Consider the following 24387-nt stretch of genomic DNA (forward strand, 5'->3'; position numbering starts at 1 on the left):
TATGAATAACTATTCCGACAAAAATCTTATTAATTTTCGCTAAAAAAGCTCTTTAATTACTAATTAAAGTTTATTTACTGATAGCCTCTTATATATTATGTTTATAAGGTTTTTAAAATAATATAATATATAACTTAAAATTAACGCAAGAAGATTATGAATATTAATATATTTTATTTTTTAATTGGATATGCGGTAGTATATACAGCCTCTAAATGCTTTATACTTGTTTTAGTATAGTTTTGTGTAGTAGATAGACTTTTATGACCTAATAGCTCTTGAATAGAGCGTAAATCTGCACCATGCTCAAGCAAATGTGAAGCAAAACTATGCCTAAATGAATGAGCAGTTAAATGCTGCGGTAAACCATAAAAATGCTTTAATTTAATTAATTCACGATTAAATACCGGTGGCTGCAATTTCTTACCCTGCTTTCCTCTAAATATTGGTTCATTATCGCCTAGCTTATACGGCAATATTTCTAAATATTGGGTAATTAAATTTTTAGCAATCGGTAACCACGGAATTATTCTTTCTTTACTACCTTTACCTATTATTCTTATAAATTCTAGATTTTGTAGATGAAGTTTTGTAATTGATAATGCCTCCGATATACGTAGACCTGAAGCATATATAAGAACAAGTAGGGCTTTATTTCTAAGTTCTACCCACTTAACATTCCCGTATTCTTCAATATGTTCAAGTGATATTACTACATCATCCTCCGATAAAGATTTTGGTAACAATTTAGTCTTTTTAGGAGAGTTTATAGAAAAAATTATATGACTATTTAATTGTGTTGTTTTCTCTAAAAACCTATAAAAATTTTTTACTGCAGATAAACCACGTGAAATTGAAGAAGTGGTAAAATTATCACAGTTACGTTTTGCAAGCCAACTTCGGATTAATCTTATATCTGCGGTTTTAATATGATTTATCGTTACAAGCTCTGAATTATAATAATTCATAAACTCAAGGAAATGCTTAAGGTCATTATTATAAGAAATTACTGTATGATTAGAGTAATTTCTTTGCAAAACGAGGTATTTTTGCCACTTATCTATTAATTCTTGAATTGATGTATCTAACATTTATAAAAACTTAACTATTTTTAATATTATTCTTAATGCTAACAATTATTGACTCATAATTTTATAAATGTTAGCATGAATTGAGGGTTTATGTTTACATATACGTAACCTATAAAACACAAAAAATTTTTAAGTAAAAAATTTAATTTATTTTAGGAGAATGAATAATGTTAAATAATACACAATTTTTAGATTTAATGAAATCCTATATGAATCCGGAATTTTATATGAGTTCTATGAAAAATATCCCTAGTGTAGATCTTTCATCTATCACGAATACAATGCAAAGAGCTATGAATATTCTTTTAACAACTAATCAAATTGCCACAGAAAGTATGCAATCTTTGCTTAAGAAAAATTCCGAGATTATACAAAATAATGTTAATACTATTTTGAATACTACTAAAGAAGCAGCAAATTCTAAAGATTTCAAACAAGCTAGTGAATGTCATCAAAAATGTTTAAAATCTATTTATGAAACATCTATGGATAATGCTAAGGAATTAGCAAGTATTGCTTATGAGTCTTCAAACAAAATATTTGAAGCCGCAAATAAGCATATTGCCGAAAATGTTCATCATGCTTCTAATAATATGCAAAATATGGCAGAACAAGTACAAAAAAACTTTAATAAGAAATCTGCGTAATTTTCAACGTCATTGCGAGGAGCGAAGTGACGTGGCAATCTCATAAAATATCCTGAGATTGCTTCGTCGAATTACTACGTAATTCTTCTCGCAATGACGGAAAACCGATTCACGCAGGTCATGCTTTCAGCCGCTCACAATAACGGCTTTCCTCTCAATTACTCGCCTTTCTGTTTAACCAATTTTGTAAATAAGACTCTGCTAGTTCCTGATCTTCTATAATAATTACATTTTCAGCATTACGTTTATCAGCAGCTGCTGTAAAATTAAACGAACCGGTTATTACTTTCTTTCTATCGATAATGATAACTTTATTATGAGCGATTCCCGGTACTTTATCTATGCCCACATCAATTTTTGCTCGTTGTAATTCATGCAATTTAGAAAATTTTTGCTTAAGATTACTACGATCAAGCAATATTCTAACTTTTACTCCTCGCATCTGTGCATTAATAAGTGCAGTAGTAATTAACGCATCGCTCATACCGTATGCTTGCATATAAATAGATTCTTCAGCCCTATCTATTTGATTTGCTATAAACTTAGTACAACCGGCAGGAGGAGTAAAACATGTACTAACTTTACTTCTTGAAAGCTCTGAAATATTGTAATGCTTTATTTTCGGTGCAGATGAAGCTAATGATTTTTGATTTATTAGATTAGTAAAATAATCCGGATTCTGTCCATAAATACCTAAAGCAACTCCTAAGATAAAGGCAATAGATATTTCTATAAATTTATTATTTTTTCTCTTCACAATTTTTATATATTCTGAATAAATGAAAAATCGGTAGACGAAGTTTAATTTGGAAAAGAACAAGGCGTTTTATATTTTTTGACCGCAGCGTACAACTAGTACGTGAGGAACAAAAAATATGAAACAACGACGCCAATTTTTCAAATTAAACGAGTATACTATTTTCTTACATAACTTCCCGGGGCTTCTTCTATAGCCTCTAGATTCTGATAATCTAAAGAATCTACTAGCTTATTATCATTATTTTTTATAAGCCAATCAAGCCAATAGTTCCACCATGAGCCTTCATATTCCGTAGCTTTCATAAGCCACTCATGACTACTTAAACTTAAGTCATCGTTAAGCCGATAATTATATTTAGCAATCGCAGGAGGATTAACTACACCTGCTACATGCCCTGAATCCGTGAGACAAAAAATCTTATGTCCGTTTAATAATTTTACTCCATCATATATTGAACGCCATGGAGCTATATGATCTTCTTTTGCAGCTACGAAAAAAGTGTTGCAATCAACTTTTCCAAGATCTATTTTTGTTCCGAGTACCTCTAAATTATTAGACTCTTTTAGCAAGTTATTACAATATGTATTTTGTAAATATTCCTCATACATTTTTGCCGGCAAGTTAGTAGAATCCGCATTCCAATATAGCAAATCAAAAGGCATAGGTTTTTTACCAAGCAAATAATTATTGACAAAAAACGTCCAAATTAGATCATTTGCCCTTAGCAAACTAAAACTATTTGATAAATATTGTCCGTCAAAATAGCCCTTTAGCTTTATATCTTCTTTAATGTAATTAATCGTAGCTTCATTAAAAAATATTCCAAGCTCACCCGGGTGAGTATAATCAAGCAAAGTAGTAAAGAAAGTGCTACTGTGAACAGAATCTATTTTTTTTACTTTAAAGTAGGCGATAATTATAGCAAGGAACGTACCACCCATGCAATAGCCGACAAAATCAATTTTCTCAAAACCAAGATTTCTAACATACTCAAAAGGTGCTAAAATACCGTCTTTTAAGTAATCCTCGAAGCCTTTTTCCGATAGAGAAATATCAGGGTTAACCCATGAAATAAGAAAAACTTGAAAATTATTTTCTACCAAAAAAGATACTAGAGAATTATGCGAAGATAAATCGAGTATATAATATTTATTTATACATGGCGGAATAATAAATATCGGAATCTTATGAACTTTCTCTTTCGGTTCATAGCATATTAATTGCATTAAATCATTTTGAAATATGACTTTTCCTTTTGTTGCCGCAATATTTTGACCGAGTTTAAAGGCGGATTTATCGGTAGTTTTAATATTTAATATATCACCAGAGCTTTTTATATCTCTTAAGAAATTTTCTAATCCCTGTACTAGATTTTGACCGCCGCTTTCTAACGTCTCACTTAAAACCTTAGGATTACAAAAAGCAAAATTTGAAGGTGAAAAAGCATCAATAAAATGTTTAGTTACAAACTCTAAATGTTGCTTGAGATCATTTGATAGCTCATACTGTTCTATATTCTTCTTAAGCCACTCACTAGATAGTAAATAATATTGTTTAACAAAGTCAAAATAAGCATTATCCTCCCACGAAGAATCTTTAAATCTTTTATCTCGATTATCCGGAGAAAATACAGCTTTTGCCGGACTACCGACAAATTTTGCAAAGCTATTCGTTGTAAGCTCTCTTAACTTATCAATATATTCAATATTAAGCTGACAAAATTTTTCAGGATTTGCCCAAAATTGTTCTACCATTAAAGAAGCTATAATCCTGTTTTTATCACTATCAATTAGGCTCCTAGGTATCATACTCCCCCTACCTTGCATGAAATGCAAAATAAGCTCTTGATATTTATCGGCTATTTCTTTGAAATTATTAATTATCGTCTCGTGCGGGATGTTATACATGTTGATCTTCAATAGTGTTATATGATTGTAGCCATCGATGTCATTCCTGTTAGGTATTGCCTTTATGTCATTCCCGCGTAGGCGGGAATCCAGTAAAACATATAAAACACTTGTTTTTTATATGTTCATTTTATCAAATATTTAATTTCTATATCAATATTGAAGTTATTTTTCTGGATCCCCGCTTACGCGGGGATGACATTGAGCCATGCGGGCAACGCCTCGCAGAAATGACATAATGCCTTATAAACCATCCCACATACTATCAACCTTGTCGATAACTTCCTGACTCATTTCTATTTTTTTACCCCATTTTCTATTTGTCTCAGGGTATATTTTATCGGTTGCATCTATTCCCATTTTACTACCAAGCCCTGAATCAGGTGAGGCAAAATCTAAATAATCTATCGGGGAATTATCTATAAAGCTCGTATCACGCCTTGGATCGCTTCTTGTCGCTATTGCCCAAATTACTTCTTGCCAATTACGAACATCAATATCATCATCTACAACTATAATAAACTTACTATACATAAATTGCCGTAAGTACGACCAAATCCCAAGCATTATTCTTTTAGCATGACCGGGATAAGATTTTTTAATCGATACTACCGCAACTCTATATGAACAACCTTCAGGTGGAAGCCAAAAATCGACTATTTCCGGAAATTGCTGCTGCAAGATAGGAATAAAGATTTCATTTAATGCTTCACCTAAGATTGACGGCTCATCAGGCGGTTTTCCGGTATAGGTACTTAAATATACTGGATTTTTCTTCATCGTTATTGCAGTTACGGTAAATACCGGGAATTCCTCAACATCATTATAATATCCGGTATGATCCCCAAAAGGGCCTTCAGGCAAATATTCCTCTAAACTTACATAACCTTCTAGCACTATTTCACTATGTGCAGGTACTTTAAGGTCAATAGTTTTGCATTGCACCAGCTCTATTTTTTCATTACCGAGTAAACCTGCAAAATTATATTCTGAGATATTCTCAGGTATCGGTGTAACCGCTGCCAAAGTTACCGCTGGATTTGCCCCAATAACGATAGCGGCGGGAAACGGCTCTTTTTTTGCTTCTTTCCAACGTTTATGATGCTCTGCTCCGCCCCGTAACTTTAACCAACGCATCAATAATTTATTTTCCGAAATAACCTGCATTCTATATATGCCAAGGTTGTAATTATCCACCTTATCTTTTGTTGGACCTTTAGTAACTACTATACCCCAAGTAATTAAAGGTGAAATATCATCAGGCCAACATTTTTGAATCGGTAATATATTGATATTCGGTTTGTCAATGACGACTTCATGACAGGCTGCTTTTGATATTGTTTTAGGAGACATCGCAAATATACGCTTAGCAAGCGGTAACATTGATAATGTTTCTTTAAAAGATGCGGGAGGTTGCGGCTGTTTAAGTAATGCTAGTAAAACTCCAAGCTCTCTTAATTCTTTGGGTGACTTAAGTTTAAGTCCCATACAAATACGATTTATACTAGCATAAAGATTAGTTAGAACAGGTATATCGGATTTAGTGCAATCGGCTTTTATAACATTTTCAAAAAGTAATGCAGGTCCGCCTTGTGCTAATACTCTTCTACTAATTTCAGTAATTTCTAGGTCAGTTTTAACGGGGGTAGAAATACGCTTTAACTCACCGTTTTTTTCTAAAAATTTTAAAAACTCCGGTAAATCTTTAAAGCTCATAGTTCTATTTTTTTGTTTATAATGCGTGACTTATTTTATCGTCATTGCGAGCGACTGCAAGGAGCGTGGCAATCTCAGGATGCTTGACAAGATTGCCACGTCGCTTCGCTCCTCGCAATGACGGTGGGGGGGGGTGACAGCTCCCTACCTGCTAAAATTCCCCTTCACTTTCATATCATTCTGAATAATTGTGTAGTTAATTAGCTCGTCAATTACAGAATTTTTAATATTATATATTATATTTTTTTCTGAATTGATATGAATATTTTTAGCTGTTAATTCATCTATACTTCTAGATTTAATATGTGCAAAATATACTTCATCACCTACTTGGAATATAGGTGTATTACTTCCTATTTTAGTATTAAAAATTGATAATAATATCTCTGGAGTTAATGTTAGATCATTTTCCATTTCCGCTCTAATATAGCTTTTTTTGCTTATTTTTATTCCTGCTGCTTTAAGCTCTTTTATGTTCTCTTGATCTGAATTATATTCTTTTGCTAAATCCTTGATAATTTTTAAGTTTACATCAGCGATATTCTGCTTTATCCAAACTTTATTTACCTGCTCTTTAATGGCATCAAGTTCAGGTATTTTTGCCGGCTGAATAGATTTTAATTCTACCAATATAAGATAACTTTTATCTTCTGCTTCTATAGGATAAGATAATTCTCCTTCCGAAAGCTCAAAAATACTATCAGCATTTTCGGCAATTATTTTATCTTCAATAAGCTCTGCATAACTTATATAGTTAACGTTTTGTATCGGTAGCTTATATTTTTCAGCAATTTCAACTAAGCTAGAACCGGCTGCCGTCTCATCTTCCAGCTTTTTAGCAAACTCCATATTAAGTATGTCGATTTTTTGAGCCTTTAATAAATCATGTAATTGTTTCTGTACTGCTTCAAAACTTTGATCACCGAATTCATCTTTATTTTCATTATAAAATTCTAACAACTCATCTTGAGTAATTGAGACTTTTAAATCCTTAATATTAGCTTTAATATAAGAAAAGCTGCGTTTCTCAGGTACCTCAAACACGGTTTTATTATCTTGGTAAAAAACCTTTAATTGCTGGTCGGTAGGGGTAGAGATTTGTAAATCTTTCGGTTTATTTTGTAAATCTATCTGCACTAATTCTACTTCTCTTTTTTCAGCCATATAATCTACTATATTGTCAGTCATAGCTTTAGGAACATAGAAACTTTCTACAAAACTACCGACCAGAATGTTTTTTAAAGCTTTTTCTTTGAAGTTTAATAAATATTTTTCTTCATCCATATAAGAATTTCTAAAATAAGTTTTAAAAATTTTTATATCGAAAACACCTTGCTCATTTTTAAAAACTGGTGATTCTTTGACTAAAATTTTAACTGTATCATCACTTAGATCTAAGTCGTAATAACTAACTAAATAATCTAAGACATTATCGTAAACAAGCCTTTTTAGGATGCGGTTATCAATATTTAACTGCGCTATTTCTTCATCGGTTAAACTTGTTCCCGTTTGCTTACTTATAGCATTAATTTCTAAAGATTTTGCTCTCAAAAAATCTTCCTGAGAGATATTTTTCACATGAGAAAAAGTAACAATATCGCCGTTTCTTCTTCCGTTTAATACATCTTTAATACCAAAGCCGACAAAAGCAAAAGCTATCATTGCGAATAAAACTCGCATTATAAAACTATCGGCAGTTTTTCTAATATTATCTAACATAATTTTTTATTTAAATTTTATCGTCATTGCGAGGAAAGGCGAAGCCTTGACGTGGCAACCTCAGGAGTTTGTTATTATTTCATGAGATTGCCACGCAGCCTATGGCTGCTCGCAATGACGAGCTAGAGTATATTAGAAGTTTACACGAACTTTTACACTACCTTGCTGAGCGAAATACTTACTTCCGATATTTGTATCGTAGTTAATACCGTATTCCATCATTTTGTGCTTAGCAGTAACACCGACGCCGACATCAAAGCTTGTTTTGCTTTGCTTAAAGCTGTTGGTTGGGAAAGGAGCAGTCATACCTTGTAATCTTGCATCAATCGCCGGAACTTTATTCTTGAATGCATAATCAACCATTGCGTAAAGCTCAGGTGTTAGCACTACTTCTTCATTGACATTGATATTACTTGATACTTTACCGCCTAGTAAACCATCGAAGCTATTATAGTTCTTACCTTTAACTGTAAGGTTTTGGTTAGTAGTACCGGTTTCTTTATAACCCTTATCTTTGATAGCCGAATATCTAAGCCCAGCAAACGGTGTTAGGTTAATATTTTCAGGCATCATATAGGTATAACCGGCCATTAACTGACCTGTATAGCTTTCAGATTTATACTTACCGCTTGCGGTTTGATAGCCGACAGTCTCTAGTGCTGTTGCAATAACACGTCTTGATTTGCTTTTTATCCTATTATCCGAGTAAGATGCTATAGCTTCAACGAAAAGATTTTCATAAGGTACATTATATAAACCGTATACGGAATAGATGTTACTCTCTACCTTATTCTTATCGCCCGTCTTATTATTTTTCAGCTTAATATCGGTATCGGCTCTTGTATATGCAGCCCCTAGTGCTAGATCATCGTTAACTAAGCCGTCAAAACCTATAGTGCCACCGGTTGTATCAGACTTATAACCGCTTATATTGTTACGCATCTTCTGCGTTGCATTACCGACAAACGGACTTATCCATGCACCAAACTTAGCATCTCTGTCCTCATCACCGGCAGCTACGGCAGCCGGCTGTATTGCATCCATTCTAGCATTTAGATTAATTAAGCTACTTGAGATATTACTTAGTATAACTTGATTATTAATAGCAGCTATAGTATCGCTAGGCTTTACAACGTCTTGTATGAGGTGAGTTACAGCATCTGCTTCTTGGATTGGATTCAGTTTACCCCAGTTACCGAAAGCTAAACGTGCATCTGAACCGATTGGTGCTTGCTCCATTAACTCAAGCGATTTCTTTACATTTGCAGCATTTGGGATATTTGCAAGCGGTCCGCCCGGTTTGAAGTCGTTATCTATAACTTCTTGAGATACATCTTTCGCAAATAACGTTAAAGTTGATGCATCAAAAGTAAAGTTGACAAAGCGGTTGTCATTATTAACGGTTACTTTAACATTACCTGCGGGAGTAGGCTTTAATCCGCCTGCTGTTTCTGCAGATATTACCGTATATTTTGTATCCGGACTTATATTATTAATGTCGAAATTAGTAGCAGTAACAACAAGTGCTAACGTTGAAACTCCTGATAAATCAAGAGTACTACCTGATTTAATTAAGATATTACCGCCTGACTTAGCTGCTCCGTCAAAAGTAGTATTTAAGGTTAGCGTATCAGTAAAGCTACCGGTGCCGGTATATGTTACTTGGCTTGCACCTAAAGTAAGTGTAGTACCGCTACCTGTTATATTACTATTAAAGGCTAGGCTATTACCGAAATTAATAGTAGCATTGTTAGCTGCAAAGCTGGTAGCTGTTACGTTTTTAGCAAAATTAGTGATAGAAGCTTTAGCTAAAGTAACTGCACCGGTGTTAGTAAATGTATCGGCAAAACTTGTAGTACCGCCGAGAGTCGCCGCACCTTTTGCGTTAACACTGCTTGCAAAGTTTGTTGTACCTGCCGTTGTGATATCACCGACCGGATTTGCGGCTGTACCTACAACACCGCTAACACTACCGCCATTCGTGAAGTTTAACTTCAGAGCCTGACCGCCGGTTTTATTTATGCTGCCTGTTAAGTTAAAGTTTGCAGGTAATGTTAAGAGTGCTGTACCGTTACCTTGGATTTCGGTGATACTAGTATTACCGCCTGTGGTTATGCTTACAGCCCCGGCACCTACTTTTAACATAGCAATATTAGTAATAGGTCCATTAATAGTACTTGCACCTGCGATGATTGTACCGTTAACTCCATTGCTGCTTGTAACGCTACCAGTGATATTTTTATTTGCACCAAGTGTTATAACTGCTGCTTGATTATTGAAATCTACATTACCGTTAATATTACCGTTTTGAGTTAAAGCAGTAGCAGCACCGAATGATAAATTAGAGTTGATATCCTTATTATAGGTAATTGCCGGCACTGATAATTCTAAATCGTTAGCAAATATATCAGTATCTATTTGGAATGTTCCGGTTCCTCTAAATTCTAATTCTTTTAATTTATTTACTGCAGTACCGTAAGTAGCATTTCCGACACTTGCAAGAATTACTTTCCCGCCCGCAGCTCCTGAATCTACAGCAAGTTTACCTTTATTTGGAGCTCCAGGATCAAGTGCGGCATTTAATGTTATCGTACCGTTTCCTGCTGCACTATTTTGTAATACTAAAGTTGCATCTTCATGGGCAAAATTAATAGTCTGACCGTTGGCTAAAATTCCTACATTACCGCCATTTGCATCAATCGTATAAGAACCGGCAGCGGCAGCAATCGCTGCACCTGTAGGTTCTACACCTGCAGCACCGATATTTATTACATTAATTTGGTTAGTAATACCGCCTACATCAACAAAGTCTGTAAAATTTAGGATATTAAATACAGGAACATTTGTAGCATCTATATCATTCAATGCTACACTACCTAAAACACTTAATGATGCTAATGCATTTCCTGCCGTACCTATTGTTTTAGCTCCACCGTCACCTTGTACGGTCATAAGTTTTGTTGGACTCAAAAGAATTAACTCACCACCACCGTTAGCAAGACCGGGTAAATGATTTTTAAGAGTGATAACTCTATCATCTGTAGTACTAACGTTAGCTAAGAAAAGACGTGAAGCTGCTCCTTTAAAACTAATCGCCTGAGCGTCTAATATATCAACATCAGCGTTCTTAGCATTTATTACAAAAATCTTATTATTTTGAATGTTAATTTGTGCAACTGTGCCTATACTAGCATCATTTGCAATCACTGTACCAGCAGCATTAATATTAAGTGTAGCATTATTACCGTTTGCTATAGTTCCGATTAAGTTATAATTCTTACCGGCAGGACCGTTAAACTCTAAATTACTCGCGGCTCCAAAATCTATATTATTCGCAGCTAGGCTTCCTCCGGCTTGTAATGTTATTCCTGCTCCTATATTCACTGTTGCGAAGAATTCTGTACCACCTATACTACCTGTTACCGTACTATCACCGGTAAATGTTACTACACCGTTATTTGCATTACCTGCATTATCTATTGCTCCGGTTACTGTTACTGGATTTGTAAATGTCACTGCTGACGCATCATCCGTTAAGTTTATTGCATTCGCTTTTACTACTCCGCCTTGTACTTGTAGCAAACCCGCTCCTACGCTTAACTCTGCTAATGCTGCCGTGTTACCTATATTACCGGTTACCGTACTTGCTCCGGCAAAGGTTACTACACCGTTATTTGCATTACCGGTATTATCTATCGCTCCGGTTACTATTACTGGATTCGTAAATGTCAAGGCTGACGCATCATCCGTTAAGTTTATTGCATTCGCTTTTACTACTCCGCCTTGTACTTGTAGCAAACCCGCTCCTACGCTTAACTCTGCTAATGCTGCCGTGTTACCTATATTACCGGTTACCGTACTTGCTCCGGCAAAGGTTACTACACCGTTATTTGCATTACCGGTATTATCTATCGCTCCGGTTACTATTACTGGATTCGTAAATGTCAAGGCTGACGCATCATCCGTTAAGTTTATTGCATTCGCTTTTACTACTCCGCCTTGTACTTGTAGCAAACCCGCTCCTACGCTTAACTCTGCTAATGCTGCCGTGTTACCTATATTACCGGTTACCGTACTTGCTCCGGCAAAGGTTACTACACCGTTATTTGCATTACCGGTATTATCTATCGCTCCGGTTACTATTACTGGATTCGTAAATGTCAAGGCTGACGCATCATCCGTTAAGTTTATTGCATTCGCTTTTACTACTCCGCCTTGTACTTGTAGCAAACCTGCTCCTATGCTTAACTCTGCTAATGCTGCCGTGTTACCTATATTACCGGTTACCGTACTATTACCGGTGAAGGTTACTACACCGTTATTTGCATTACCGGTATTATCTATCGCTCCGGTTACTATTACTGGATTCGTAAATGTCAAGGCTGACGCATCATCCGTTAAGTTTATTGCATTCGCTTTTACTACTCCGCCTTGTACTTGTAGCAAACCTGCTCCTATGCTTAACTCTGCTAATGCTGCCGTGTTACCTATATTACCGGTTACCGTACTATTACCGGTGAAGGTTACTACACCGTTATTTGCATTACCGGTATTATCTATCGCTCCGGTTACTATTACTGGATTCGTAAATGTCAAGGCTGACGCATCATCCGTTAAGTTTATTGCATTCGCTTTTACTACTCCGCCTTGTACTTGTAGCAAACCTGCTCCTATGCTTAACTCTGCTAATGCTGCCGTGTTACCTATATTCCCGGTTACTGTACTATTACCGGTGAAGGTTACTACACCGTTATTTGCATTACCTGTGTTATCTATTGCACCGGTCACCACTACAGGGTTCGTAAATGTCACTGCTGACGCATCATCCGTTAAGTTTATTACATTCGCTTTTACTACCGCCCCTCCGAGAGAAAGCGTACTTGCTCCAATGCTTATTTGAGCTGCCGGATTAGTATTACCTATTGTTCCGTTAATGGCAGCATTTGTATTGGCAGTTATTATACCTCCACCGTCTATAGCCCCATCAAGTGTTATCAAGTCCGGGGTTCCGGAATTTATAGTTAAACCTGCAGCGGCACCGTTTAAGGTAATAGCTCCTAAACCGTCATAAGTATCGTGCTCACCAATTCCTAATCCATCTTCACCAGTTAAAGTTAGCGTAAAGTTATTACTAATGCTAACAGGAAATGCCGTACCGCCACCGAGCAAAACAGAACCTAAAGAAATATTTTTATTTACCGTAAATAAAGCCGGAGCAAAACCGTGTACATCTATTGTCGTAATATTTACTGCTGCATCAGCGTCAACCGTAACAGCATTATTTCCATACTGTAAAATACCACCACCAAACGGTCCTGCAGGAATAAGACCCGCTCCTGCGGTAAAGTTCGTATTTGCATCTATCACTGCAGCACCCAATGCCCCGCTACCACTCAGCATTAATGCTGCGGTTGAGGTGGTGAATAAAGCGGTTTTAAGACCTTTTTGAATTGCTTTTTGAAATAATTTTGGAGAAATATTCGCCATAATATGTAAACCTTAATAAAAATTAAATAACTTAGGAATTGTTGCAATTTTAATACAATTTTTTTAATATGTCTATCTATAATTAATAATTATATACCACATTTTACAAATTTAGTATGAATATGTGGCATTTGCATTCTGCAGGGACGGTAGTTTTATGACGTAGACCGGTTTTCCGTCATTGCGAGAAGAATTGCATAGCAATTGACGAAGCAATCCAGTTAAAAATTCTGATTTATAGAATTTTTTTATTATTTTTTCTGGATTGCCACGTCGCTTCGCTCCTCGCAATGACGAGTTGGTATCCACGCGGTGATGACAGGAAGGGAATCGCTCCACGCAGGCAACGCCCGCTCACAATGACTATTTAGTATCCGTATTCTCCTAACACCTTAATAACATCATCATACATATAACCTTCATAAGCACCGGCTTCGAGTAATAATTTTGTAGCTACGGTACAATTATTACTCTTTGCTAAGCCTAAAGGATTTAAGCCCGCTTTATCACGATAATTAATATCCGTAGTGTGTTCAATCAAAAACTGGATTAATTCTTCACCGCAATTAGCTTTTATAGCATGATGTAAGCCGCTACGTCCTAATTGGTCTTTATACTGGGCATCAACACCTTTACTATATAAAGTTTCTACTAACTCTAAATCATCAGCATATATTGCTTTTTGTAAAAGCTTTTGTCCTAAAGCTTTATCAAATCCTGCATTATTTTTAATCAAAACTTTTACTAGTTTCGAGAGATTTATATTCTTATCGTAAATTTGGGCTACTTTTTCTAGAAGAGTTTGCTGCCCCGTGTTTTTACCGACTAGCGTATGATTTACTAGATACTCTATTAATTTCATATCTTCAGAATCAATAGCAAGTTCAAAAATCTTATAGCCAAGTTCGCTTTTAATATCAAATTTAGCACCTTTGCTAATTAATGCTTTTACTGATGAAATGTTCTTCGATTCTACGGCGAACTCTAAAGGGGTTTTATTATTATTATGATTTTTATCATGAAAAAACCGTACTATTTCTCCTCGCCCCATTGCTTCTGCCCAATCATGTAAAGTATATCCATATTTATCGTACTTTTGAAATTCCGTATTTTCATATAAATATTCTACCATTTCTACATTACCGATTTTTATTGCTAAATGAATAGCAGACCAACCATACATGTTAGGAGCAATTTTTCCTCCCATCTGAACTAAAAATTTTACTGTTTCTAAATCATTGCCAAGTATTGCTAGCTCCAAAGGAGTTCTGCATTTAGCATCTGTAGCATTAATATTTTTTTCATTACATAAAGCTTTTACTAACTTTAGTTCTTTAGCTCCTACCGCTATATGTAAATCCGACCATTTATTATCTCTTATAGCCATCGGGTTTACTTTCATTATCTTAGCTTTTAACGCTTTAAGACGTGATATTATATTAGAAGTAGTTTTGGTATATGGGATGTAGTAACTTGGGTATCTGGTTCCAGTATTAGAAGTAGTCATTGAATTATTTCCATTATTTAATATATTGCGGCGGCAATTATTAAAATATATTAATAATAATGTCAATGATAAATGTAAGCCGAGCCGTCATTGCAAGGAAAATTACGGAGTAATTGACGAAGCAATCTCAGGATATTTGACGAGATTGCCACGCAGCCTAGGGCGGCATTGTTGCGTGGATACTGAAAGTCGTCATTGCGAGGAGCGAAGCTTTGCTGCAATCCAGGAAATAATTAAAAAAATTCTGTAAATAAGAATTTTTTTTCTTCCTTGCTTCGTCAATTACTTCGTAATTTCCTCGCAATGACGGATCAACAGGTCCACGTGGGCAATACCTGCTCGCAATGACGAAAAACAACTCCTACCTCTCAGGTAGTAATATCTCTCTTTTACCTGTATGATTAGGCGGTGAAACTATACCGTCCTTCTCCATCTTCTCGACCAAATTAGCAGCTTTGTTATAGCCGATTCTAAGCGACCTTTGGATATAGCTAATGGAGGATTTACGTTCGTCACGTACTATCTGCACGGCTTTTTTGTAAAGCACTTCATCAGACGTGCCGTCGCCGATATCAATGCTACTATCGTCTTCTTCAGGTTGCTCGGTAACGGCAGAGATATATTCAGGCGCACCGGTTTCTTTTAAATATTCAGTAGTTCGCTCGATTTCTGCTTCGTCTACAAAAGGACCGTGTACCCTAGTAATCTTTGAAGTGTTCCCCATAAATAGCATATCACCCATACCTAGTAATTGCTCGGAGCCTTGCTCGCCCAAAATCGTTCGGCTATCGATTTTAGAGGTAACTTTAAAGCTAATACGGCTTGGAAAGTTGGCTTTAATGACGCCGGTAATAACGTCTACCGAAGGTCTTTGCGTTGCCATAATAATATGGATGCCCGCAGCTCTTGCCATTTGTGCAAGCCTTTGAATCAGCATCTCGATATCCTTACCGGCCACTAGCATTAAATCAGCCATCTCATCAACAATAACCACTATGTAAGGTAGCTTTTCCATATTCATCGTAACAGTTTCGTAAATAGGTTTACCTGTTTCAGGGTCAAAACCCGTTTGAATCGAACGCTCAATTACTCTATTCTCTTTAACTGCTTCTAAGATTTTTGTATTATAACCTGCGATATTCTTAACGCCGATATTACTCATCATTCTATAGCGATTTTCCATTTCCTTAACTGCCCATTTAAGAGCAACTACCGCCTTAGAAGGCTCGGTTACTACGGGAGTTAGCAAATGCGGTATTCCGTTATAAGCCGATAATTCAAGCATTTTCGGGTCAATCATGATAAAGCGGCATTCTTCAGGAGTATAGCGGTACAAGAGCGAGACTATCATAGCATTAATACCGACCGATTTACCTGAGCCGGTTGTTCCTGCTACTAATAAATGAGGCATTTTAGCAAGATCGGCAATCAGCGGCTTACCTGCTAAATCTTTACCCAAAACTAACGGCAATAAAGTTGATTTGTCTTGGTACTCGGGAGTTTCTATCAGTTCTTTTAAACAAAAGAATTCACGCTGCTTATTAGGAAGCTCAATGCCAAGCACATTCTTACCGGGTATGACTGCTATCCTTGTCGATAGAGCCGAAAGCGAGCGTGCTATGTCGTCAGATAACCCTACTACCCTTGATGTTTTTGTGCCTGCTGCTGGTTCAAATTCATATTGAGTTACCACCGGTCCTTGATTGATGTTAATTATCTGCCCTTTAACTCCAAAATCATTCAGCACGGTTAATAACTCTTCAGCTTTTTGCTTAAGCTCTGAGGAAGAAGCCCCTTTTACATGATGGCTTTCAGGATCACGTAATAACGAAATAGGCGGCAATTCTGCTATTTCGCTTTGAGATATTTTAGGAACTGCTGGGGGTTTGCTAAAGAATTTTATAGGATTTGCAGGTACGGGTTTTGCTTCTTCAGTGAATTTTACTTTTTCACTTACAGGCTTTTGGTAAGAAGAAGTTATATTTATCTTATCATTATTGTTAGTAGGGAATAATCTTACTGAAGATAATTGTGAAAATATATTATGTAAAAAAGATTGTAGCCGATAGATTAAAAATTTACCTAGCTTAATAATAAAATTACTTAAAGAAGTAAATTTAATTTCAAGTAAAACAACTAATATAATAAAGGTAAAAAATATTAATAATAAGTATAGTTGATTTGTAAATCGCTCAAAAAAATTAGAAGCTATTATTCCAACAGCTCCGCCTGCATTTGCCGGTATGAATTCTAGCTTAATCTTAGATAATAATGTGCTACTGCTAATGAGAGCAAGCAACATTACAAATATACGGATAAATGAGCCGCGATATCTTCCATACCAACAATTTCTACCCCAAACAAAGCAAGCAAGCGGTATGATAAAAGCAGCTAACCCAAAAAATTGATATAAAAAGTCTGATAAATAAGAGCCAGGAATTCCGACTAAATTACTAGGATACTCTGTTGTAACCGAGTTAAAAGAAGGATCGTCTATATTATACGATGTGAGAACGAAAACGATACTAAGCCCGATTATCCCTAAGATAACAGCTTGTACTTTATTGTTTGAAAGAATTTTATTTATGTAATATAGCATAGTGTTTATATAACTAATTTACTAAAATGATACAAGAGTAATTTATAACTTATCTTTAATCTCATTTATTGTTAGTCTTTGTTTTTTTAGTTGCTGGATTTTCTTACATTGCTGCAGTGCCTCTATGGAATAAAGCTGATAATTTGACCTAGTAATATCCGCAATCTCAAGCAATCCGGTCTTAGTCCAAAAACGAATCGTAGAAACAGTTTCCCCGATAGCTTTAGCTAGTTCTCCAATTTTCATTAATTTTTCCGGCTTTTTAATATCTGATGCTTCTTGTCCTGCTACTGCTTTCAAATAAATATCAAATGAGCGATTAATGGCGTTGTAAATAATTTTTTGATACTTCTCTTTTGATCCTCCAAGTTGTGCAGTTTCAAGAGACGTAATATACGCTAACCGTTCTTGCGGTCTTATAATTGCGGGAGGATAACCCTTCATAATTAAAATTAAATTCATTAAAAGACGGGCAGTACGACCGTTCCCGTCGGAAAATGGATGAATTGTTACAAGTCTATAGTGAGATTCTGCCGCAAGCTCTATCGGGTGAATTTTTTCTACTGAACTTAACCAAGATATAAAATCTGCCATCAAAGCAGGTACTTTCATAGGGTTAGGCATTACTACGGTAGATCCTGAAATACGTACCGGTACACGTCTATAATGTCCTGCGTTATAGTCATCAATGCCATGAAGAATTGTATGATGAATTGCTAAGATGTCTTTTTCCGTAATTTGACTATATTTCTTCTTAGCAAGCTTGTATACTACATCTAAAGCTTTTGCATGGTTTATAGCCTCAAGATGTTCTACTAACGTTTTACCTCCTATAGTTAATCCTTTTTCAATAACTATAGCAGTTTCTCCGCGTGATAAGGTATTGCCTTCAATAGCATTACTGGTATAAGTTAGCTCTACTTTAAACCATTCGTCTAAATTTTTAGCCAATTCAGGGCTTAATGGACGGAACTCATCTAATTGCTTTTTTTTCTTATCTATAATATTATATTGCATGTAGTAAAATATAAAGTGTTACCTAATACTTTATACTAAATTTATTCAAACATCAAGCTTAATTAGTTAGTGTTTTAAAAGAACTTATAGTATAATGATTTTTTAAAAGAATTTAAATTAAACATGACCATAAAAATCCACACGGAAAAAGATTTCATAAAGATGCGGTTAGCTGGAAAATTAGCTGCAGAGACGCTCGATTTTATTACTGATTACGTAAAACCGAACGTCACTACTAATAGTTTAAATGACCTTTGTCATAATTTTATTACTTCTCATAATGCCATTCCTGCACCGTTAAATTATAAAGGCTTTCCGAAATCGATTTGCACTTCTATAAATCATGTAGTTTGTCACGGCATTCCAAATGATAAGCCTTTAAGAAATGGTGATATTGTAAATATCGACGTTACGGTAATTTTAGACGGTTGGTACGGCGATACTAGCCGTATGTATTATGTCGGTGACGTAGCAATTAAGCCAAAGCGTCTTATACAGGTCACTTATGATGCGATGATGAAAGGGATAGAAGTAGTTAGACCCGGTGCTAAACTCGGTGATATCGGACATGCTATTCAAAGTTATGCTGAGAAGCATAATTATTCGGTGGTTAGAGATTATACCGGTCACGGTATCGGAAGAGTGTTTCATGACGAACCGTCAATATTAAACTACGGTCGCAGCGGTACGGGTCTAACGTTAGAAGAAGGGATGTTTTTCACCGTTGAACCTATGATAAATGCCGGTAATTATGATACTATATTAAGTAAATTAGATGGATGGACGGTTACTACACGTGATAAATCATTATCGGCTCAATTTGAGCATACTATAGGCGTGACCAAAGACGGCTTTGAAATATTTACGTTATCACCAAAAAAACTTGATTATCCTCCATACTAAACTATAGGATAAAAATTGATTTTGTTGTATGGTTTGGCACAGCGGTTTGATGTCATTCCTGCGAAAGCAGGAATCCAACAGAACATATTAAAAAACTTGTTTTTTATATGTATTTTGTACTAATAATTATAGGTTATTTCTTTGATTCCTGCTTTCGCAGGAATGACATCAGCAACAAATTTGAGTAAACATAAAGAATGTTAGAAAATAATTTGATAGAATTTAGTAATGATGATACGCCTCATTATATAGGTCACCGTAAAAGAGTAAAAGAACGCTTCGTCGCTGCTGGAGCAGAACGTTTTTCCGATTATGCATTACTTGAAGTAATGTTATTTTCTGCTATCCCTCGTAAAGACGTAAAACCTCTTGCTAAAAAATTACTTGGATCATTTTGATATTACGGATTTAATTAACCTTGATAAGGAAAGGCTACTTAGTATTAAAGGCACCAATGAAAATTTATATACCAATTTTGCTTTAATACGTGAGTTGATAAATAGAGTATTGAAACAAAAAATAATAAATAAAAATATTATTGCTTCTTGGAGTTCTTTGATTGATTATTTAAAAGTTAATATGGGTAATATGCGACTAGAGCAATTTCGTATATTATTTTTGAATAAGAAAAATATTTTAATTGCCGATGAGGTTTTAAGTCAAGGAACTATAGACCAAGCTGCAGTATATCCACGTGAGATAATTAAACGAGCTTTATTTAATGAAGCAAGCAGCCTTATACTTGTGCATAATCATCCAAGCGGCAGCCCTGAACCTTCAAAAGCCGACATTCATATGACAAATAAGATAGTAGAGACATGCCAAACCGTAAATATTATGGTACATGATCATGTCATTATAAGTAATAACAAATATTATAGTTTTAAATCTAATATGTTACTATGAATATAAATAGCTATAGCACATTATTTATTTTTTCTTTTATAGCGACCGCTATATTAACATATATATTAACTAAATATCTTCCTGCAATCGGTTTAGTTGATGTACCGAGTAGCCGTCGCTCTCATGATAAGATAACACCACGCGGCGGCGGTCTTGCTATTGTAATTGTCGTAATGATTGCTTTGAGCGGATTTGAATATATAACGAGCAATAACCTTGCTAATTCAATAAAAATATTACCTTTATTATTGATAATTGCCTCGATTTCCTTTTTAGATGACTTAAAAGCCGTACCTATTCTAATTCGTTTAATATTCCACTTAATTTGTGCAGCTTTTGCTATTTTTCTTTTTTCGCAGGTAAATTCCATTCATATACTAATATATTCTATTTTAGTTATAGCTTTAAGTGGCTTTATCAATATATATAATTTTATGGACGGTATAGATGGTATGAGTTGCGTGGAATCTATCCACCTATCTAGCACTATGCTTATATTATGTTTTTTACAATTTTCGGCTATTAATAATCCATATTTTGTAATAACTCTAAATGTCATTATACTTGGTTGTTCTTGTGGTTTTTTAATATTTAATTGGCATCCGGCAAAAATATTTTTAGGAGATGTGGGAAGTATTAGCCTTGGATTCTTAACGGGTCTTTGCTTACTCTTGCTTGCTCTTACAAGCACTAATTTATTTATATCTTGTGCTATTGCTAGTTTATATTACATTACCGATGCCGTACTAACCATATTAATTCGGCTACTCAATAAAGAAAAAATTTGGCAGCCTCATCTAAAGCATTTTTTTCAAAAAGCAGTACAAAAAGGTAAGTCTCATAAACAAGTAGTATCGATTATAGCAGTTTGTAATATATTTTTAATGATTATATCGGTTACATCTTTATATTTTCCCGTAATATCTATAATGCTTGCAATAGCCGTCATAACTTTAACAGTGCAGAGTTTATTAAAATGAAGCTAATTAAAGAGGATATCGATAAAATAGTTAGACGTATATTTGCCAAACAACATCCATTGCTGCCTGAAATCATGATTAACTGGAATAAAATAGTCGGGTTTAATTTCAGCACTAAAGCATTACCTTTAAAAATCACCACATATACTTACAAAAAACAGAAAATTAATACGCTATTTATACAAGCAGAAGATAATGCTACGGCAGCAGAACTACCTTATTATCAGGATATTATTCTGGAACGTATTAAAATTTATTTAGGCTTTGAAGCAATACATCAAATGAACGTAACGTTTTACAAAGAAAAACCTAAAGTATGAGAATTAAGTCATGCTCTCTTCTTGTGGATTTCTTGAATTAAAATATCCGCTGGAATATTTAAATTTTTATGTAATTTTCTAATCATAGATAAAGTAAGAGGTCTTCTTTTATTAAGAATTTCAGATACTTTACTTCTTGAGCCTATGCTCTTTTCTAAATCTTTTCTAGAAAGTCCAAGCTGCTCTATCCTAAAATTAATTGCTTCAATTGGGTCAGGTGCTTCTATTTTATAATGTTTATTCTCATAATTTTCTACTAATATTGATAATATTTCTAACTTTTCCACTTCTGAAGAATTTTCTTTTGCATATAATAAATTATCTAGTTCTTTTAATGCTTCTTCATATTCTTTTTCTGTTTTTATAATATTTATTTCCATACTCAAATCTCCTTAACATTTATCTTATCATATTCTGCATGCGTTCCCACAAATCTTATGTATATAATTTGTAAATCGTATCTTATATGAACTACTAGCCTATATTTGTTACCTGAAATATTAAATACCACTCGATTTTTATCAATAATACTACTACTAGGTCAAGCCTATAGTACCGGACAATTTTTATTATATGTCATTCCTAGCTAAAAGCACAACTGTCCGAAGTTGAAAAATAAGTAGAGTAAGCAATTGTTTTTACAACTATTGCTGGTAGTATTTTTAGTGTTTTACGTTAAAAATACCATTTTTAGCTATTAAATAGCTTTTGTTCATTTTAACTTCGGACAGTTGTGAGCTAAAAGCGGGAATCCAGTACTTTAAAGCTTTTTTAAAGTTTAATCTTAAAAAAACGGGTCATGCCTCCATATTGCAGTTACGCCTATTAAAAAGCTATACGTTCAATAAGAGTACCAATAACCTTATCATGAATATCCAATGACTTGGAAAAGCAGATTGTCTTACGTGCAAGCCTCTTGCATCTCGTTCTAAGGTTCAAGTTACTTCGTTCTATCCGTTGAGTGTATTTTTTACTGATAATATGCTTTTTAGGGTCTAATAACCTATAACTCCCCCATCCATCTGTATAGTAAAAAGTCACCTTGAAATTCTCTAGTTTTTTCAGTAATGATTCTAATGTGCTATCACATCTTGTACCAAACGTATAAGCAACTACTTTTAACGAAATCTTATCCAAGGCATACCAAAGCCATCGTTGTCTGGATTTATTCTGTACATAAGACCATTGTTCATCTATCTCAGGAGCAATAATTACTTTTGTTGTACTGATAGAATGATTTATTGTTTTTAATACTAGATTTTTTTAAAACACGGATAACTGTATTGATACCCGCTTTTAATACTCTTACTGTATCTCTAACTCCAGAGCCGTTGATTGACATTTCTACTATTTGCTCCTTAACTCCAGGCTTAGATGCATTATTAATATACTCCAATTGAAAATATCGATTACACCGCTTGCATTGATATCTCTGTTGTTTTGAAATTGAATATCCTGACTTTATTACTTCTTCTGTGTTGTTACAATATCTACACTTAACATCTATTTTTGCCAAAAACGATATAATAAAAAATCTTTAAAATTAAGATTTTTTAGCCTGGATCCCCGCTTTCGCGGGGATGACATCGAGGACTTTTTAAAAATTGTCCCGTACTATAGGTCAAGCCACGGGATGACAAATATCATACCATTTTTATTTAACCCTAGCTATAATTTATGGCATATACAAACAAAAAAAGGAGTCTTTAATTAAAGACTCCTTTTTCGTGTTAATCGCTTATAAAAAGATTTGAGATCTAATTACATATCAAATCTTAATCCTGCCATTAAGTTATTACCTTTATAACGGGTTCCACCAAATTTAACCTTATTTCCGGCAACATTTTTAGTATTAGTTTTTGATTTACCGTAATCTGTCCAGCTATAAACTAGTTCTGCTTTCACACCTTGTGCTACTTCAAATGAAGTCCCTAAAGATAATTGATAAGCAAAGTTGGTTTTGTTTTTAGTGGTTCCTGAAAAATTAGTACTACTAATAACATTATTATTAGCAACAGTCTTAGTTGAAATATTTACTTTTTCTTTTACTAACGCAGCACCGACACCTGCTCCTGCAAACACTTTAAACATACTTACATCAATAAAATCTACATAACCATTAAGTAATGCACTTACAATAGTAGGTTTATGTTTTACTGATACTGTAGTAGCAGTGGTGGTAGTGGTAGTGCCACCAGGACCACTTGTAAGTACACCTCCTGGAATCACAACACCATTAATAATAAGTTGTCCACCTGCTGAAATAACTGATGGTACAGTAGTAACAGTAGAGCTAGAGGCTGAAACATTTGTAGACTTTTTCATGTGGTTATTTGTTACCATTCCAATTGTAAAATCAGTTCTTAAATTATCCATGATATAATAACCTGCTCCAATATTACCGGTAAAACCCGTATTGGATTTTAACTTAACACTGCTATTTGAAGGCTTTGTTTTGTTAAAAATCACGCCACCGGCATTAAGTTTTAAATACCATTGATTTTCCATAGATGATGACATCGATGAATTAGTAGAGGAATCTACGGAAGAATTCATATCACAATCAGCGAATGAAAGACCGGAAGTTAAAAGTGCTGTGCTTGCAGCTGCTATTAAAAGTAATTTTTTCATATTGTTAAATTTTTCCTTTAAATTTTATTAGTTGTTAGTAAAAACGATATTAGATAATAATTTTTACCTAAATTCGATAAAAAATAGTTTTAAGTGACATTTCTGAGTTGTCATCCTAGCTAATTGCACGGGTTGACCTCATCGTCATTGTGAGAAGAAACTGCAAGTTTTGACGAAGCAATCCAGTAAAAAATTCT

The 24387-nt window shown here is 34.6% G+C and carries 16 protein-coding genes and 3 pseudogenes; 5 read left to right on the plus strand and 14 right to left on the minus strand.

The window, feature by feature from the left end; translation table 11 throughout:
- Positions 1-173: 173 nt before the first annotated feature.
- Positions 174-1091 (minus strand): tyrosine recombinase XerC, encoded by a 918-nt coding sequence (locus ACNFN7_RS02885; protein WP_485440742.1) that lies wholly within the window; start codon positions 1089-1091, stop codon positions 174-176.
- 167 nt (positions 1092-1258) lie between these two features.
- On the opposite strand from ACNFN7_RS02885, the gene ACNFN7_RS02890 reads away from it, so the two are divergent.
- On the plus strand, positions 1259-1738 hold the full coding sequence (locus ACNFN7_RS02890) for a phasin family protein (RefSeq protein ID WP_485440743.1): 480 nt from the start codon (positions 1259-1261) through the stop codon (positions 1736-1738).
- A gap of 154 nt (positions 1739-1892) precedes the next feature.
- Here the strand turns inward: ACNFN7_RS02890 and pld are convergent, their stop codons facing one another.
- From pld to ACNFN7_RS02935, 9 genes and pseudogenes are all read right to left on the minus strand, one after another.
- Positions 1893-2495 (minus strand): phospholipase D, encoded by a 603-nt coding sequence (pld, locus tag ACNFN7_RS02895; RefSeq protein ID WP_485440744.1) that lies wholly within the window; start codon positions 2493-2495, stop codon positions 1893-1895.
- Positions 2496-2653: 158 nt separating this feature from the next.
- Positions 2654-4405 carry a PHA/PHB synthase family protein gene (locus ACNFN7_RS02900; protein ID WP_485440745.1) on the minus strand — a complete coding sequence of 584 codons (1752 nt, stop codon included), beginning with the start codon at positions 4403-4405 and terminating at the stop codon, positions 2654-2656.
- A 243-nt stretch (positions 4406-4648) separates the two neighbouring features.
- Positions 4649-6121, minus strand: coding sequence for a UbiD family decarboxylase (locus ACNFN7_RS02905; protein ID WP_485440746.1), 1473 nt, complete (start codon positions 6119-6121; stop codon positions 4649-4651).
- A gap of 144 nt (positions 6122-6265) precedes the next feature.
- On the minus strand, positions 6266-7840 hold the full coding sequence (locus ACNFN7_RS02910; protein ID WP_485440747.1) for a SurA N-terminal domain-containing protein: 1575 nt from the start codon (positions 7838-7840) through the stop codon (positions 6266-6268).
- A gap of 132 nt (positions 7841-7972) precedes the next feature.
- Complete coding sequence (locus tag ACNFN7_RS02915; RefSeq protein ID WP_485440748.1) at positions 7973-13327, minus strand: autotransporter outer membrane beta-barrel domain-containing protein; 5355 nt, start codon at positions 13325-13327, stop codon at positions 7973-7975.
- Positions 13328-13694: 367 nt separating this feature from the next.
- Positions 13695-14189 carry an ankyrin repeat domain-containing protein gene (locus tag ACNFN7_RS02920; protein ID WP_485440880.1) on the minus strand — a complete coding sequence of 165 codons (495 nt, stop codon included), beginning with the start codon at positions 14187-14189 and terminating at the stop codon, positions 13695-13697.
- Between the two features lie 144 nt (positions 14190-14333).
- A pseudogene (locus tag ACNFN7_RS02925) lies at positions 14334-14729 on the minus strand (ankyrin repeat domain-containing protein); the annotation flags it as partial.
- 466 nt (positions 14730-15195) lie between these two features.
- Entirely contained in the window at positions 15196-17433 is a 2238-nt protein-coding gene (locus ACNFN7_RS02930) for a DNA translocase FtsK (RefSeq protein ID WP_485440749.1), read from the minus strand.
- 42 nt (positions 17434-17475) lie between these two features.
- A complete protein-coding gene (locus tag ACNFN7_RS02935) occupies positions 17476-18450 on the minus strand; it encodes a Fic family protein (RefSeq protein WP_485440750.1) in 975 nt (324 codons plus the stop codon).
- Between the two features lie 120 nt (positions 18451-18570).
- On the opposite strand from ACNFN7_RS02935, the pseudogene map reads away from it, so the two are divergent.
- The 4 genes and pseudogenes from map to ACNFN7_RS02955 form a co-directional block, all read left to right on the plus strand.
- A pseudogene (gene map / locus ACNFN7_RS02940) lies at positions 18571-19353 on the plus strand (type I methionyl aminopeptidase); the annotation flags it as partial.
- 197 nt (positions 19354-19550) lie between these two features.
- A pseudogene (gene radC, locus ACNFN7_RS02945) lies at positions 19551-20259 on the plus strand (RadC family protein).
- Complete coding sequence (locus ACNFN7_RS02950) at positions 20256-21239, plus strand: MraY family glycosyltransferase (RefSeq protein WP_485440751.1); 984 nt, start codon at positions 20256-20258, stop codon at positions 21237-21239. The pseudogene radC and the gene ACNFN7_RS02950 overlap by 4 nt, the downstream one beginning before the upstream one ends.
- The gene (locus ACNFN7_RS02955) at positions 21236-21559 is read left to right on the plus strand and encodes a DciA family protein (RefSeq protein ID WP_485440752.1); all 324 of its coding nucleotides are present in this window, start codon (positions 21236-21238) and stop codon (positions 21557-21559) included. Before ACNFN7_RS02950 ends, ACNFN7_RS02955 begins: the two co-directional genes overlap by 4 nt.
- Before the next feature lie 8 nt (positions 21560-21567).
- On the opposite strand, the gene ACNFN7_RS02960 is transcribed toward ACNFN7_RS02955, so the two are convergent.
- The 4 genes from ACNFN7_RS02960 to ACNFN7_RS02975 all read right to left on the minus strand — a co-directional run bounded on the left by ACNFN7_RS02960 (position 21568) and on the right by ACNFN7_RS02975 (position 24190).
- Positions 21568-21939, minus strand: coding sequence for a helix-turn-helix domain-containing protein (locus tag ACNFN7_RS02960; protein WP_485440753.1), 372 nt, complete (start codon positions 21937-21939; stop codon positions 21568-21570).
- A gap of 2 nt (positions 21940-21941) precedes the next feature.
- The gene (locus tag ACNFN7_RS02965; RefSeq protein ID WP_485440881.1) at positions 21942-22088 is read right to left on the minus strand and encodes a type II toxin-antitoxin system HigB family toxin; all 147 of its coding nucleotides are present in this window, start codon (positions 22086-22088) and stop codon (positions 21942-21944) included.
- A 296-nt stretch (positions 22089-22384) separates the two neighbouring features.
- A protein-coding gene (locus ACNFN7_RS02970; protein WP_485440754.1) for an IS1 family transposase occupies positions 22385-23075 on the minus strand; the annotation gives its coding sequence in 2 pieces (ribosomal slippage) (positions 22385-22790 and positions 22789-23075; 693 coding nt in all).
- Between the two features lie 245 nt (positions 23076-23320).
- A complete protein-coding gene (locus ACNFN7_RS02975) occupies positions 23321-24190 on the minus strand; it encodes an outer membrane protein (protein WP_485440755.1) in 870 nt (289 codons plus the stop codon).
- Between the last annotated feature and the right edge of the window lie 197 nt (positions 24191-24387).

The organism is Rickettsia sp. MAE-05 (genome assembly GCF_057319745.1).

Coding starts and splice junctions, on each gene's coding strand:
- ACNFN7_RS02885 (WP_485440742.1), bottom strand. CDS start 1,091: ATGTTAGATACATCAATTCAAGAATTAATAGATAAGTGGCAAAAATAC.
- ACNFN7_RS02890 (WP_485440743.1), top strand. CDS start 1,259: ATGTTAAATAATACACAATTTTTAGATTTAATGAAATCCTATATGAAT.
- ACNFN7_RS02900 (WP_485440745.1), bottom strand. CDS start 4,405: ATGTATAACATCCCGCACGAGACGATAATTAATAATTTCAAAGAAATA.
- ACNFN7_RS02905 (WP_485440746.1), bottom strand. CDS start 6,121: ATGAGCTTTAAAGATTTACCGGAGTTTTTAAAATTTTTAGAAAAAAAC.
- ACNFN7_RS02910 (WP_485440747.1), bottom strand. CDS start 7,840: ATGTTAGATAATATTAGAAAAACTGCCGATAGTTTTATAATGCGAGTT.
- ACNFN7_RS02915 (WP_485440748.1), bottom strand. CDS start 13,327: ATGGCGAATATTTCTCCAAAATTATTTCAAAAAGCAATTCAAAAAGGT.
- ACNFN7_RS02920 (WP_485440880.1), bottom strand. CDS start 14,189: ATGAAATTAATAGAGTATCTAGTAAATCATACGCTAGTCGGTAAAAAC.
- ACNFN7_RS02930 (WP_485440749.1), bottom strand. CDS start 17,433: ATGCTATATTACATAAATAAAATTCTTTCAAACAATAAAGTACAAGCT.
- ACNFN7_RS02935 (WP_485440750.1), bottom strand. CDS start 18,450: ATGCAATATAATATTATAGATAAGAAAAAAAAGCAATTAGATGAGTTC.
- ACNFN7_RS02950 (WP_485440751.1), top strand. CDS start 20,256: ATGAATATAAATAGCTATAGCACATTATTTATTTTTTCTTTTATAGCG.
- ACNFN7_RS02955 (WP_485440752.1), top strand. CDS start 21,236: ATGAAGCTAATTAAAGAGGATATCGATAAAATAGTTAGACGTATATTT.
- ACNFN7_RS02960 (WP_485440753.1), bottom strand. CDS start 21,939: ATGGAAATAAATATTATAAAAACAGAAAAAGAATATGAAGAAGCATTA.
- ACNFN7_RS02975 (WP_485440755.1), bottom strand. CDS start 24,190: ATGAAAAAATTACTTTTAATAGCAGCTGCAAGCACAGCACTTTTAACT.